Source organism: Streptomyces sp. T12 (assembly GCF_028736035.1).
Classification (GTDB): domain Bacteria; phylum Actinomycetota; class Actinomycetes; order Streptomycetales; family Streptomycetaceae; genus Streptomyces.
Genome location: NZ_CP117866.1, coordinates 10,153,880 through 10,166,158, shown reverse-complemented (window position 1 = coordinate 10,166,158; position 12,279 = coordinate 10,153,880). Strand labels below are relative to the sequence as shown.

The window sequence follows — 12,279 nt, the reverse complement described above, 5'->3', positions numbered from 1 at the left end:
CCGCAACGCTCCTCGGCCTCGATGTCGCCAGAGCCTGGCAGAAGTCGGCGGCCAGTCGGGGCGGTGACGACCGACAGAGCCTCCAGCAGCTGGCCCCACATGAGCGCCCACGCCAAGCCCCCGGAATCGAGCGATCCGATTCCGGGGGCTTGGCGGAGTGAGCGGGTGAGGTCAGCCGATGGTGGTGTCGTCGTCGGTGGCGCCCTCGGCGTGTCGGCGTCGAGCCGCGAAGAGGGCGCCTCCGCCGGCAGCGATCAGGACTCCGGCGCCGCCGATCAGCCACGGGGTGGCGTCGGCGCCGGTGTGTGCGAGGGAACCTGCGGGGGCGGGGGCAGCGGTGCTCGACGCGGTCTCGTCGGCGGTCGGGGTACCCGAGGCGGACGGCGCCGGGATGTCCTCATCGTTGCCGGGCTGGTCCGGGGCCGGCCGGTTGCTGGGCTTGCCGGTCGGCTTCTCCGTGGGCGGTGGGGTGGTGACGGTCTTGGCGTTGGTGACGGTCACGGGCACGGCATCGCCCGGCTTGGCCTTGAACGCCTTCACGGCCGCGTAGATCTGGTAGCCGGCGGGCGCCTTCACCTGTTTGACCCAGAAGTCGCTGCCCGTGCGGGAGTTGACGCGCAGCTTGCCGCTGGCCGTGCCATCGGAGCCGGTGGTCAGCGTCAGGATGGTCTGGGAGCCGCTACCGATGTTGACCGTGGATCCGGCCAGCAGCTTGCCGCTCTTGTCGTCCTTGGCCGTCAGCAGAACCGAGGCGGACTTGAACGGGTTGATGATGGTCAGCGGGGTGTCGGTACCCGGGGCGACGATGACGTCCCGGTCGTCGACGACCTCGTGCAGCGCGCTGCCGGAGGCTGTCTCCTTGAGCCGGTAGACGCCCGGTGCGAGGTCGGGGAAGGTCAGCTTCCCCTGTGCGTTGGTCTTCCCGCGTCCGGCTTCTTGGCCGGCGGAGTCGAGCAGCAGGAACGCAGCGCCGTGGAGCGCGTCCCCGGCCGGGTCCTGGGTGGTGATCTCGACGCTGCCCTCGTCCGGGACCGGTGTCTCGGTGAGGGCGGCGGACGCGGAGGGGGTCGGTTCGGCGGGCTGGGCGCTCGCGGCCGGCGCCCACGTGAGGGTGCCGGTCACCGCGACGGCCATGGCGATGGATCGGACGAAACGTGCGTGCACGAGCAGGAGGACTCCTTGGATCAGGGGGCGGGAAAGGTCATCGGGTTCGGCCAGAGACCGGGGTGGGAGGCGGCGGGGCGACAGATGTGTTGCCGTGCGGCTGTTTGTCTGTCGGGGTGGCGACGTAGAGGGCGCGGCGGGTGTGGAGGGGGACGTCCTTCACGGCGCGGTGCAGTGGCTCGGTGGAGATCAGCGAGGCGGTAAAGGCCGCGACGAGCGTCGTGGGTGTGCCGAACCAGAAGCGTGCCCTCCAGTGCGGCTCGCTCGGGAACCCGCCCCAGGCCCGCCAAGCCGGCTCGCGGTAGTTGCTGTTGGCGTACCGGTGGCGTACTCCGCCGAGTCCTTCCGGGGTGAGGAAGGTCTGCGTGCCGTCGGTCTTGACGTCGTGGCGCCAGCCGCGGGTGAGCAGCGGCGTGTACGCCTCGTGCGGCGCGGTCTCGTCCTGCAACAGCCAGTCCCTGTCACTGTGCTGATCTTCGAGGTAGAGGTTGAGCAGCTCGGTGTGGACGTCGTGCAGTAGCTCGACGGGGGTGGTGGCGTCGAAGGTGATCCGCCAGGTCGGCGGGGTGAACGGGGCCTGGTGCGCGCTGATGGTCCACGTGCCCTTGCCGATATGGTCGGGCTTGGGATCGTAAGTGGTCTGCAGCCGCAGGCACGGGCTGAACGCGGTGGCCGTGCCAGCGTCGGTCTGGGCGAACGACCAGCCCTCGTCAAAGGGGAAGGCCCATACGGTGCGGGGGTCGATGGCGCCGGCTCCGGCGAGGTGCCGGGGAAGCACCTGCACGGTCTGGGCCGGGTCGAGGTTCTCCAAGGGGTGGGTCATCGCGGGCAGAGCTCCTGCGGGAAAGTCGGGAGAGTGTGGACGCTGGGGCCGGCGGGTGTGGGCGCGGCTCAGCGGGCGCGGAGGCCAGTACGCGCGGCGGGCACGACGGGAGACGTGTTCTGGGTCCGGCCCGCCGTACGGCTGGGCGCGGATGCGTTCCAGGAGCCGGGGAACCAGACGGCGGTGTAGTGCTCGATGGGATCGCGCAGCCCGGTGGTGACGGCGCCGTCCCACGGTGGCCGACCGGGACGGTGGTACTTGCCGAACGTGCCGTACCCGCTGGCGTTGGGGCTTGTGTTGAAGGCTCGTCGCGGCGGTGGAAGGCTCCGTGGTCCACGAAGCCGAGCACCACGACGTCGATCTCCCCGCGGTCCGGGTGGACGACGGCCAGGCGCAGGCCACCGTAGGTGTCCGCGTAGATGGTGCGGCTGAAGTCGATCCGCAGCCGCAGGGGCGTGCCCGGAACCGGGGCAGAGTAGTAGGTGTTGCCTACGACGGCGTGGTCGTGGAGGGGAAGGCAGAGTTCGGCGAAGAACTCGGGGGCCTGCAGGGACAACGGGTCTCCGGTCGGGGTCGGGTGGCGTCAGCGGCGTGGGCCGGGCAGAGCCGGTCGGCTGGTGGTGCTCCAGCGCGGAACGCTGCCCGCGGGCAGCGCTGTCGGGCGGCGGGATGCGGCAGCCCGCTGCACGTCGAGCGGTGTCGGTGCCAGCCGTTCGGGCGGGAGGATCGGGGTGAGCTGGGCCATGCCCTTGATGTAGCTGAAGGTGTTCTCGCGCCACCGGGGCAGCGGGGCCGGGTCGGCAACGCTCTGGGTGACGGCGGTGAGCAGGGCGACGGGAGTGTCGGTGCTGGCGGTCGCGTACCAGACGGGCCGGTCGATGGACGTGCCCGCCCACAGCTGCCAGCGGGCGTCCCGCGTCGTCAGCTCGGCTTCCGGATCGAGGTCTCCGGTGGTGAACTCCATGCCGGCGAGTCCGTCCGGGCGGCCTGGACGGTGAAGACGCCCCAGCGCGGGCGGTCGATCTCCCAGCCCTGTTTCAGGAGCGGCACGACGGCGAGGAAAGGGTCGTGCTCGTCGGTCCCGGAGACCGGCCGGGCGAGGTAGGCGTCCGGCCCCTGCTCGTACGCCGTGGCGAGGGCGGTGGTGAACGCCTGGACGAACTCGGTGGGGACGCGGTCGTTGAAACAGACGCCCCATGCTGGCGGGCCGAACGAGTCCTTGTAGGCGTTGATGCGCCAGAGCCCGTCGTCCTCACCCTCGGGGAGGTATCCGAGGCGAATGCGCCGGTCGGGAGCGCTCAGGTACACGTTGGATTCCTCGTCGTACCGGAGGTCCCAGCCGAGGTCGAGGAGAGGGGCGAGGGCGGGATCGCCGGTCCCGGTGGTGGAGGCGAGATGGCGGGGGGAGACGTAGACGTCGCCGTCGATCTCTTCGGTGTCGGGCACGAATGTCCTGGGGTCGGGGCGGTGGTGGGTTGCGTGGCATGAGGGTCAGGAACGGAAGTTGCTGACCGGGGCGGGCAGCAACTTCTGTTGCAGATCTGCGAGTTGGCCGGTGTAGTGCAGGGTTCGCAGGCCCAGCTCGGCGGCGGCCTGGCAGTTGTCCTCGCGGTCGTCGACGAACAGCACGCGTGACGGGTCGTCGACGCCGGTGGCGGCCAGGGCGTGTTCGTACGCGGCCGGATCGGGTTTGCACAGGCCCAGGCGGGCGGAGTACAGGGCGTCGTCGATCAGCTCGCGCCGCCAGTCGGTGGCGTCCAGGACGGTGCTGAGGTGGGCCGGGGCGTTGGAGAGCAGCACCATGGGCAGGCCCGCGGCGCGGGCGAGGTAGAGGGTGTCGAGGACGAAGGGGTCGGTGCGGGTCCACATGGCGGTGTCGGCGGCGACCAGGGTGCGCAGCCAGCGTGGGCCGGGGTGGTGTCCGAGCACCTTCGCCCAATAGGCGAGATTGCTCAACTTCCCTGCGTCATAGGCGTTTCGCGGAGTCCAGAAGGCGTCCTGGAAGGAGGGGATGTGTCGGTGGGGCCACTCGGCGAGGTCGGCGAGCCGGGTCCACATGGCTGGGGCGGGCTGTCGTCCCAGAACGCCGTTGTAGTCGAGGATCAGGGCGTCCACGCCGGTCGGGGAGGCGGAAGTGTGGGTCAAGGGGTCGGTTTCTCCAGGGCTTTGGGTGCGAGGGCGGCGACGGCTGCGGCGAGGAGGGCGGGCAGCAGCAGTGCGTGCGGCAGGGCGGTGACGGTGGCGAGGGCGCCGATGACGGCGGGGCCGGCGAGCAGGCCGACGTAGCCGGTGACCGCGACGGTGGCGACCGCGCGGGGTCCGCCCTGTCCGGCGGCGGTGATCAGGCTGGGGATGGTGACGGACAGCCCCAGACCGAAGGCCGCCCAGCCCAGCAGGGCGAAGGCGATGGTGGAGCCGGCCAGACCGGTGGCGAGGCCGAGCGCGGCCACCGCGGCACCCGTGCGGACGGCGGCGGGGGCGCCGAAGCGGGCGGTGAGCCGGTCGCCGGCGAGGCGGCCTGCGGCCATGGCAGCGCTATAGGCGGCGTACGCCGCGGCGCTGGTCGCGGCCGTCGCGCCGAGGTCGTGCAGGTGGACGGAGGCCCAGTCGGCAGCGGCTCCTTCGCCCAGCAGCGTGGCAGCAGCCAGCGCACCCAGCAGCCACAATCGGCGCCGGGACACCTCCTGCTCGACCGGGCCCCGTGCAGCACCGTGCTGGACGGGCACGAGTGCAGGGCTGGCGACGGTGTGGGCGAGCCGCGTGGTCACGCCTGCCGCCGCAGCGGCGCAAGCTGCCACGACGGCAAACAGAAGGGTGTGTGATGTGTGGGCGGTGATGGCGGCCAGTGCGGCACCGGTGAGGGCGCCGAGGCTGTAACTCGCGTGCAGCCGCCCCATGATGGGGCGGCCGTGGGCGTCCTGGCAGCAGACGGCCGCGGCATTGGCCGCGACGTCGAGGACGCCGTGCGCGGCGCCGAAGACGAACGCCGCCACCAACAGGCTCTCCAGGCTTCGGCAGACCCCGACGGCGGCAAGGCAGGCGGCGAGGGCAATGGCTCCGCCGGTCAGCAGCACGGGGAAGCGGGCCGGGTGGGCAAGGCGTCCGCCCGTCTGAAGTCCGGCGACCATGCCGAGAGCGGCGGCCAGCAACACCAGGGCGAGCCCGGCGGTGCTCAGATCTGCGGTGTGCTGGACGGCGGGCATGCGTGCGCCAAAGACGGCCATCACCACGCCCATGCCCGCGAAATAGCCGGTCAGCAGGCGGCGGCTGCGCGCCAGCTCAGGCGCCGCGGTCTGCTTCACGCGGAGTACTCCCCGGTGGCCGGGGCCGTCTGAGTGGCGGCCACCTGGACGTCGAGGTTGCGGTACGCCTCCTGGGCGCGGGCCTGGGCGATGGTGGCAGTCGGCCCGGTGGTGATCAGGTAGCCGATGCGGGCGGTGTACACATCGCCGCCGTCCTCGGGCAGCACGAGCTGGTCGCCGGCCTGCCGCTGGAAGCGCACCCGCTCCACTCCCCCGGTCGGCTGCGTGACACGGCGGGCGGTGAGGGTGCCGGAGTAGGCCGGGTAGATGAAACGGATCGCCGCGGCCCGGTAGCGGGTGGGTGTCAGGTCGGGGGTTCGCCCGCAGGCGATGTCGGCGGCGGCCCGGGCGAGGTCGACGCCGGTGGCCAGATGGACGAGGTGTCCGATCATGTCGCCGCCCAGGCGTGCGTTGACCTCGATCAGCCGGGGCCGCCCGCCGACCAGGCGTATCTCGACGTGGCTCACGCCGTCGATGATCCCCAGGGCCCTGATGGCGGCAGCGGCGGCCGGTGCCACCTTTGTGAGGAGCGGATCGGCGGCGTCGACGGTGTGCCCGGTCTCGTCGAAGTAGGGTGCGGGGCCCAGGCGCTTGCGGGTCACTGCGACGGCGGTGGTCTCGCCGTGGTGGGTGACGCATTCGACGGAGACTTCGGGTCCGTCGAGGTACTCCTCGACCAGGACGCCGGTGTCCTCGCGGCTGCGGCCTGCGCCGGCCGAGGCGAACGCGAAGGCGGCGGGTAGTTCTTCGGGACGGTCGATGCGGATCACGCCGATGCTGCCGGCCGCTGCGGCGGGCTTGATGACGGCGGGAAGGCCAAGGATCCTCGTCGCCAGTTCAGCCTCCCGCAGGTTCCGCGCCTTCATCGACGCGGCCGACGGCACTCCGTGGCGGGCGAACAGAGTCCGGGCGGTGGCCTTGTTGCGGCAGGCCCGCATCACCTCGACGGAGTTCGCGGCCAGACCGAGCGCGCGGGCGAGGCGGGCGGTGGGGATGAGGCGCCATTCGTCCCAGGTGACCACCCCAGCAAGGTCGTGCCGTTCCGCCAGAGCCCGGCCGGCGGAGAGCAGCGCAGTGGTGTCGTTCAGATCGGCGACGGCGTGGTCGACGATGTACGGCTTCTCCCACGAGGGTTCGGCGCCGGTCAGCAGGACGATGTCGTACGCGGCGGCCACCTGCTCAAGGCAGTAGCCGCGATCGGCCTCATCGCCCGGAGAGACGACGAGTACGAGGGGGCGAGCAGACAAGAAGGGGTTCTCCGAGTCGGTAGGCGGCAGGACGAGGGAAGAGAAAGAGGGATGTCTCAGGCAGCGCGGCGGCGGCGCAGTTCGAACGCGTCGGCCCAGTGGGGGTGGTCGTCGATCAGGCGGCGGGCGTAGAGGGCGGTGAAGTTGTTGTTCAGCCCGGCGACGCCGTACGGGAGTTGGCGGCGCAATTCCTCGAAGAGGTCCTTGAGGCTGACCCGTATGGCGCCGGCGGCCAGGCGGCGGGCTGCCATGCGCTTCAGAGCCCAGTAGACGTGCGGGTTGTGTGCGTCGAAGGCGTGGAACTGTTCGGTGATGGTGCGACCACTCGCGCGGTTCGTCCCAAGGACGGTGGTGGGCATGAAGTTCTCCACAGACTGAGGGCGTGCAACTGGGTCAGGTGCGCAGGGCGGGATCGGTGCGCAGGCGGTGGAAGGCGCAGAACAGGCCGAGTGCCTGCAGGGCGGCACAGGCGGCGATGACGTGGCCCAGGGCGTCGGGCGGGGTGAGCGCGGTGAGTACGCCGGCGACGGGAAAGGGCAACAGGAGGATGAGGATGGTCGCCGACAGGGTGCTGCCGAACTGCTCCGGAGGGATCAAACGGGAGCGCAATGTGCGCAGGACGACCGTCATGCCGCCTTCGGCCGCCATAAGGACCGCGACCAGGACCAGGTAGGACAGGTAGTTGGGGGCCTGGGCGGCGGCGAGACAGGCGAGTGAGGCGAGGGCCGCGCAGGCGGCGCCGACCGGCCATAGCCCCAGGCGGTCGATCGCGAACCGGCAGATGGTGACCGCCAAGAGGGTGGCCGCCGCGGCGGCGGACCAGACCAGGCCGACGGCAGTGGTGGACTGCCCGAAGTACTCGACCACAATCACCGGGCCAGCCGCCTGCAAGAGGCCGATGGCGAGGTTGGAGAGGGTAAGGCCCGTCACGAGCCAGCCGAGCGCGGGCAGGGAGCGGATGGTCAGCCATCCGGTGATCAGCCCGGCGCTCTTCGCGTCCTTCGGCACGTGCGCCCCGGCGACGGTCGAGGGCGGCGTGCGCAGCGCGAGCAGCGCGGCGAGAAGCGAGAGCACGGTGATCACCGCCAGCATCTGCGACGGGCCGGCGAGCAGCAGCAGTCCGGCGAGCGCCGGACCGGTCATGGTCGCGGTCTGGTCGATCCCGAGAAGGACGGCCTGGACGCGGTGGGCCCGCGTACCTGCTCGGCGGCCAGCGGCGGCACCCGCGGTCTCGGCCGCGATGTAGCTGAACTCGGTGAGCACGCCGGTCGTCGCCGCGAGCACCATCACGGTCGCGGTCGCAACGGTGCCGGACGGGTGGAGGTGGAGCAGGACCGCGCCGGCGGCGAGGGCCAGCGCACGTCCCAGAGAGGCGCGGAAGAAGACGGCCGACGCCCCGCACCGGTCGACGATCGATCCGGCCCACCCGAACGCCGCCAGCCGCGGGATCCATTCCAGCGCGAACGCGGCGCCCGTCAGTGCGGCGGAGCGCGTGGTGGCCAGGACCAGCAGCGGGATGCCGTACGTGGACATCGCGAACGCGAGAGCGTCCGCCGTGCGCGGCAGGTAGATGCTGCGCATCAGCCCGGCGGGATGACAAGCGTGCCGGGGCGTGACAGCAGCGCTCACGCGACCGGCTCGGACTCGGACACCCCGGTGACCTGCGGGTTGCCGGCCAGCCACTGGATCAGCAGGGTACGGGGGCGGGCAAGGTCCGCCCCGGCCTCGGCGCTGGTCAGGCGCGTGGTGGACGGCCGCGAGAGGCCGTCGCCGCCCTCGGTGGCGGCCGAAGTTGCCAACAGGTCGAGGACGTATCGGATGCGGCTGCTGAACTCGCAGACCGGCGCCGGGTAGGCGTGGCGTCGGGCCCAGCGAGCCATCACGTCGTACAGGTCGGCCAACTCCGCGCCAGCATCTGTGAGTTCCAGGCCGAATCCGGGTGCGACCCGGACGAGCCCGTGTTTGCGGGCTGCCTCGGTAGCGTGGCGCAGTTGGTGCGCGGAGAGGTCGGGGAGGTTATCGGCCAGTCGGCGCGCCGGTATCGCCCCGTTGTCGTCGATCTCGGTGACCAGGCGGATCAAGGAGCGCGAGGCCAGCAGCTCGACCGCGTTGCGTGCTTCGGCAGGGGTGTACAGGGGGGTCATCGGCGCGGACCTCCTGCCGGAAGTGCCGTCTTCGGGCGGGCGGTGGTGGCGTGGGAGAAGAGATCGCGGTTGTGCCACGCCGGGGAGAACCTGCCGGCTCGGGCTGGCGTGTGCGCTGCGGGTGCCGGCCGGGGCGGGCTGCTGACCCAGGGCCTCGGCGCGGGTTTAGCCTGCGGGTTCCCCCAGACCGGGTGGTGGGCCGCCTGGTTCAGAGGCTGCCCTGCGGACCACGCGGACAGGGCAGCGAGAGTGGGGCCCAGACCGTCGCCCGCCGCGGACAGCCGGTAGGGCTGGCCGATGCCCTCGGTGTCGACCAGGCCGTCGGCGACGAGCTGCCGCAGCGGCGGGTACACGTTGGTCCAGTCACAGCTGGGCATCACAATCCGGGCCAGGGCCCGCCCGCTGGCCTCCGTACGGGACTTCAGCACCCACAGGATGGCGGCGGCGTGCCGCCGGGTGAGCAGGGTGAGGCTGTCCTCGATCTGCTCGATCGCGGGCAGCGGGCGGTCCGCAGTCTCCAGATGCTCCTCGGCCCAGGTGACGATCATTGGCAGGACCGGCAGCAGGGCCACGCCACGCTCGGTGTGGCCGTAGGTGACGTGCCGTGCGGTGTGTTCGGTGCGTTCGACGAGCCCGGCGTCGCACAGCGCCTTGAGCTTGGGGTGGAGCTGGCCGGCCTGCAGCCAGGACACCTTGGCCGCCAGCTCGGTGTAGCGCAGCGGCGGGCCCGAGAGGGCCAGCAGGATCCTCACACTCCAGCGCGGGGTGATCATGGCAAGGGCTTCGGAGACCCGGGCGATGTCGCGTTCGGTGTCGGGAGGCAGAGCGGTGATGGCCAAGGGAGGAACTCCTGGGTGAATGAACGGGGGATCGCCTGCGGGTCAGCGGCTGTGCGCCGGGCTCGGGGCGGGAAGGGGCGGAGCCGGTGCAGGCGGCGAGGGCGTCGGCGGGGACGGTGCCGAGGCCGGGACGGGGGCGAGGCTCTGCAGAACGGCGGCGGCCGACTTGGCCTGGACGTCGCGGACTGCGACTGCTTCGGCGAGCCGGCGAGCGCCGTCGAGGAGATGGGAGACCTCGTGCCGGCCGATCTGCCGCTCGGGGTGGGTGAGCCGGGCGAGGTGCTCGCGGTGGACGTCGATGCTGCGCTCGGCGAGAGCGAGGGCGTCGTGCATGCCGAGCAGAGCGGCGAGCATGCCAGGCGGCTGGTCCTGGGCGTGGGAGGTGAGGTCGGCGAGCGGGGCGCCGTACAGGTCCTCGATCCGTCCGGCTATCTCGGTGGACGTGAGGTGGGGCAAGCGGGGCTTTCACGGTTGGCGGGCCCGGGCCGCCCCGGCACGCTGGGGTGCCGGGGCGGCGGACGGGGGCAGGGTGGCGGTGGCCCTGAGCTGCGTCGTGCGTACCGGCCGGGCCCGCTGATCGGGTGGCGGCATGGTGCGCAGCAGCTCGCCGAGGGCAGCGCGGTAGGCGTCACGGGCGTCGAGAGCCGCCTCCAGCCACTCCGCGTCGAAGCGGAGCTTGTCCGCCGACAGCTCGCCCATGTCGCGGTCCGGGTCCATGTCCGCGTGAACGCGGTCGCGGACGCGGGCGACCTGCTCCTCGGTCAGCGCGAGGAAGGAGCGCAGTTCCAGGGCACGGGCGAGCGCGGGCGAGGCATCGGGTCCGGCAGCCGCCTCGTACAGCTCGGGGACCGGGGTCCCGAACACCTCCTGCAGGTCGCCGTCCATCGTGCTGGACTTGAACCGGCTCATCGGACGGCCCTTCCCGCCCGCCACGCCGACGCCGGCACGGGTGCACCCGCGGGTCGGTGTGGAGCGCTAGTCTGCACCGCCGGTCCCGTTCGGGCGCGTAGGCGGGCGAGTCGTTCGGCGGCGAGGTCTTTCTTGCCCGGCGCGTCCGGGTCGAGGAGCCACCGCACGACCAGGGCCCGGCCATCGCGTGCGGTGACAGCCACGTTCACGCGCAGGGCGAGGCCCATCGTCGGGTCGTCGACCTCGCTGGACTGTGTCTCCAGCGCGGCGAGCAGGTCGTCCTCCGCACCGTCGAGCACCGACTGGGCCTCGACGAGAAGGCCGTGCCACCTGACAATTTCGGTGGCGTCACGATTCGCCATCGGCGCGGCGGCGACCGCGGCCTTCAACTGGTCCATGGCCATGCCGAAGTGGGCTTCGATCCGTTCGGTGAGCACGCCCACGACATCCTCAGCGTCATCAGGTATGCCGTCAGACAAAGCGGAAACTCCTTTTCGGGAAAGGCCGATGCCTCAGAGGAAGAAGGTGAAGGGGCAGCCGGACCAGGCGGCTCAGTCGCTGACGGGCCCCTTTTCTGTGTGCCTGTCAGTCCAGGCACATGCGGGTGTCGCGGTAGACGTACGTCCCGGACACCCATCCCTTGACGCCCGTGGTCCGGTCGGTGATGTAGAGCCAGTTGCCGCTCTTCTTGTGCACGGTGAACTTGTGGCTCTTGTAGAGCACGCCGACCGCCGTGGACTTCGTCGTGGCCTTGGACCGGATCGTCACAGCCGACGTGTGGACCTTGTACGGCAACGGGGTCGTCGGGCAGGGCGTACCAATGCTCGTGGGCGTCAGGGTGGCAGCGACGGGGGCCGCACTCGCGGGCGCGGTGGACAGGACCGGGAGTGCGAGTGCGCCGAGCATCGCCGCTGATATGGCAATTCGGGTAGAGCGCATGCGGAAGAAACCTCCGTGAAGGCATAGGGGATTGCGTGGAATTGCGCCGCGGGAAGTTGTCCCGGCGGCGGTATTAAGAGTCCGGAGAAACGCCGGTTTGGCTAACCGGCGATCGTCGGCTATGTTTCGCCGCGCTCGTCGCCCGAGGCGCTCAGCGGGAGCGCCCGTGCGGGCGCGGAGCTGGGGCTTTCGGGACGCCGGCCGGGCGGCTGGCTGCGGCTGCTGGGCGGACCGGCGGGAGAGGGCCGGCCTCGCCGGCAAGCCGGTCGTTGCACCACTGCAGGGCCTCGCCGACCGTGGCGAAGCCGCCCTCGCGCAGGGTATGGGTCCAGGCGTCGGTGTCGACCTCCTCGACGATGACGCGGAACGGCGAGGGGGCTCGCTCGGCCAGGGCGCGCAGGGCCACGACGGTGACCATGTCGTCGGGGTCGTCCTGGGTGTAGGAGTAGCCCATGGCGTAGTGGTCGCCGTCGCCCGCGAGGCGTTGTTCCAGCGCACGGGTCGCTTCGTCTCCCGGCGGTGGGCCCAGCTCGGGATCGAGGCCGATGGACTCGTGCGGGCAGCCACGGTGGATGAGCCAGGACTGTGCCATCGCGGGCAGCGGCAACTGAGCCTGTTCGAAGGTGAACGTCTGCTTCTCGCGGTCCCGTTGCAGATGTACGGCGAGTACCTGCGGCATACCGGGGTGCCCCCAGGTGGCGGTGCGGTCGAACAGGACGTAGAAGCTGTGCACGCCGTCGGCGGTGTGGTGTTCGGCGAGGGGGACGAGCATGTCCTCGTTGACGGCGACCTGGTGGTAGAAGTCGAGGTAGACCTCTTCGTCGGCGTCGAAGTCATCCAGCTCGAAGTCGACTTGAGGGATGGGCTTCCGGGCCGGCGCCGGTTCGGTGGGGGACAACAAGGGCCTTTCGG

General features: G+C 71.4%; 14 protein-coding genes and 2 pseudogenes. All 16 read right to left on the bottom strand.

Annotated features, from left to right (window positions below; all coding sequences use genetic code 11):
* Window positions 1–171: 171 nt before the first annotated feature.
* Complete coding sequence (locus tag PBV52_RS45655; protein ID WP_274247444.1) at window positions 172–1,164, bottom strand: collagen binding domain-containing protein; 993 nt, start codon at window positions 1,162–1,164, stop codon at window positions 172–174.
* Window positions 1,165–1,201: 37 nt separating this feature from the next.
* Window positions 1,202–1,987, bottom strand: coding sequence for a DUF317 domain-containing protein (locus tag PBV52_RS45650; protein ID WP_274247441.1), 786 nt, complete (start codon window positions 1,985–1,987; stop codon window positions 1,202–1,204).
* Window positions 1,988–2,055: 68 nt separating this feature from the next.
* Window positions 2,056–2,543, bottom strand: a pseudogene (locus PBV52_RS45645) (hypothetical protein).
* A gap of 27 nt (window positions 2,544–2,570) precedes the next feature.
* Window positions 2,571–3,433 (bottom strand): annotated as a pseudogene (locus PBV52_RS45640) (DUF317 domain-containing protein).
* Between the two features lie 45 nt (window positions 3,434–3,478).
* A complete protein-coding gene (locus PBV52_RS45635; RefSeq protein ID WP_274247439.1) occupies window positions 3,479–4,132 on the bottom strand; it encodes an HAD family phosphatase in 654 nt (217 codons plus the stop codon).
* Window positions 4,129–5,289, bottom strand: a complete 1,161-nt coding sequence (locus tag PBV52_RS45630) for an MFS transporter (protein ID WP_274247437.1) — start codon at window positions 5,287–5,289, stop codon at window positions 4,129–4,131. The genes PBV52_RS45635 and PBV52_RS45630 overlap by 4 nt, the downstream gene beginning before the upstream one ends.
* Window positions 5,286–6,536, bottom strand: a complete 1,251-nt coding sequence (locus tag PBV52_RS45625; protein ID WP_274247435.1) for an ATP-grasp domain-containing protein — start codon at window positions 6,534–6,536, stop codon at window positions 5,286–5,288. The genes PBV52_RS45630 and PBV52_RS45625 overlap by 4 nt, the downstream gene beginning before the upstream one ends.
* A 56-nt stretch (window positions 6,537–6,592) precedes the next feature.
* Window positions 6,593–6,895, bottom strand: coding sequence for a hypothetical protein (locus PBV52_RS45620; RefSeq protein ID WP_274247433.1), 303 nt, complete (start codon window positions 6,893–6,895; stop codon window positions 6,593–6,595).
* Between the two features lie 34 nt (window positions 6,896–6,929).
* Window positions 6,930–8,117 (bottom strand): MFS transporter, encoded by a 1,188-nt coding sequence (locus PBV52_RS45615; RefSeq protein ID WP_373921978.1) that lies wholly within the window; start codon window positions 8,115–8,117, stop codon window positions 6,930–6,932.
* Window positions 8,118–8,161: 44 nt separating this feature from the next.
* Entirely contained in the window at window positions 8,162–8,680 is a 519-nt protein-coding gene (locus PBV52_RS45610; protein ID WP_274247429.1) for a regulator, read from the bottom strand.
* Window positions 8,677–9,519: a helix-turn-helix domain-containing protein gene (locus tag PBV52_RS45605; RefSeq protein WP_274247427.1), complete on the bottom strand. Its 843-nt coding sequence runs from the start codon at window positions 9,517–9,519 to the stop codon at window positions 8,677–8,679. The genes PBV52_RS45610 and PBV52_RS45605 overlap by 4 nt, the downstream gene beginning before the upstream one ends.
* A gap of 42 nt (window positions 9,520–9,561) precedes the next feature.
* A complete protein-coding gene (locus PBV52_RS45600) occupies window positions 9,562–9,975 on the bottom strand; it encodes a hypothetical protein (protein ID WP_274247424.1) in 414 nt (137 codons plus the stop codon).
* Window positions 9,976–9,984: 9 nt separating this feature from the next.
* Complete coding sequence (locus PBV52_RS45595) at window positions 9,985–10,428, bottom strand: hypothetical protein (protein WP_274247423.1); 444 nt, start codon at window positions 10,426–10,428, stop codon at window positions 9,985–9,987.
* Entirely contained in the window at window positions 10,425–10,907 is a 483-nt protein-coding gene (locus PBV52_RS45590) for a hypothetical protein (protein WP_274247421.1), read from the bottom strand. Before PBV52_RS45590 ends, PBV52_RS45595 begins: the two co-directional genes overlap by 4 nt.
* Before the next feature lie 106 nt (window positions 10,908–11,013).
* Window positions 11,014–11,367 (bottom strand): SH3 domain-containing protein, encoded by a 354-nt coding sequence (locus tag PBV52_RS45585; protein ID WP_274247420.1) that lies wholly within the window; start codon window positions 11,365–11,367, stop codon window positions 11,014–11,016.
* Window positions 11,368–11,518: 151 nt separating this feature from the next.
* A complete protein-coding gene (locus PBV52_RS45580) occupies window positions 11,519–12,268 on the bottom strand; it encodes a hypothetical protein (RefSeq protein WP_274247418.1) in 750 nt (249 codons plus the stop codon).
* Between the last annotated feature and the right edge of the window lie 11 nt (window positions 12,269–12,279).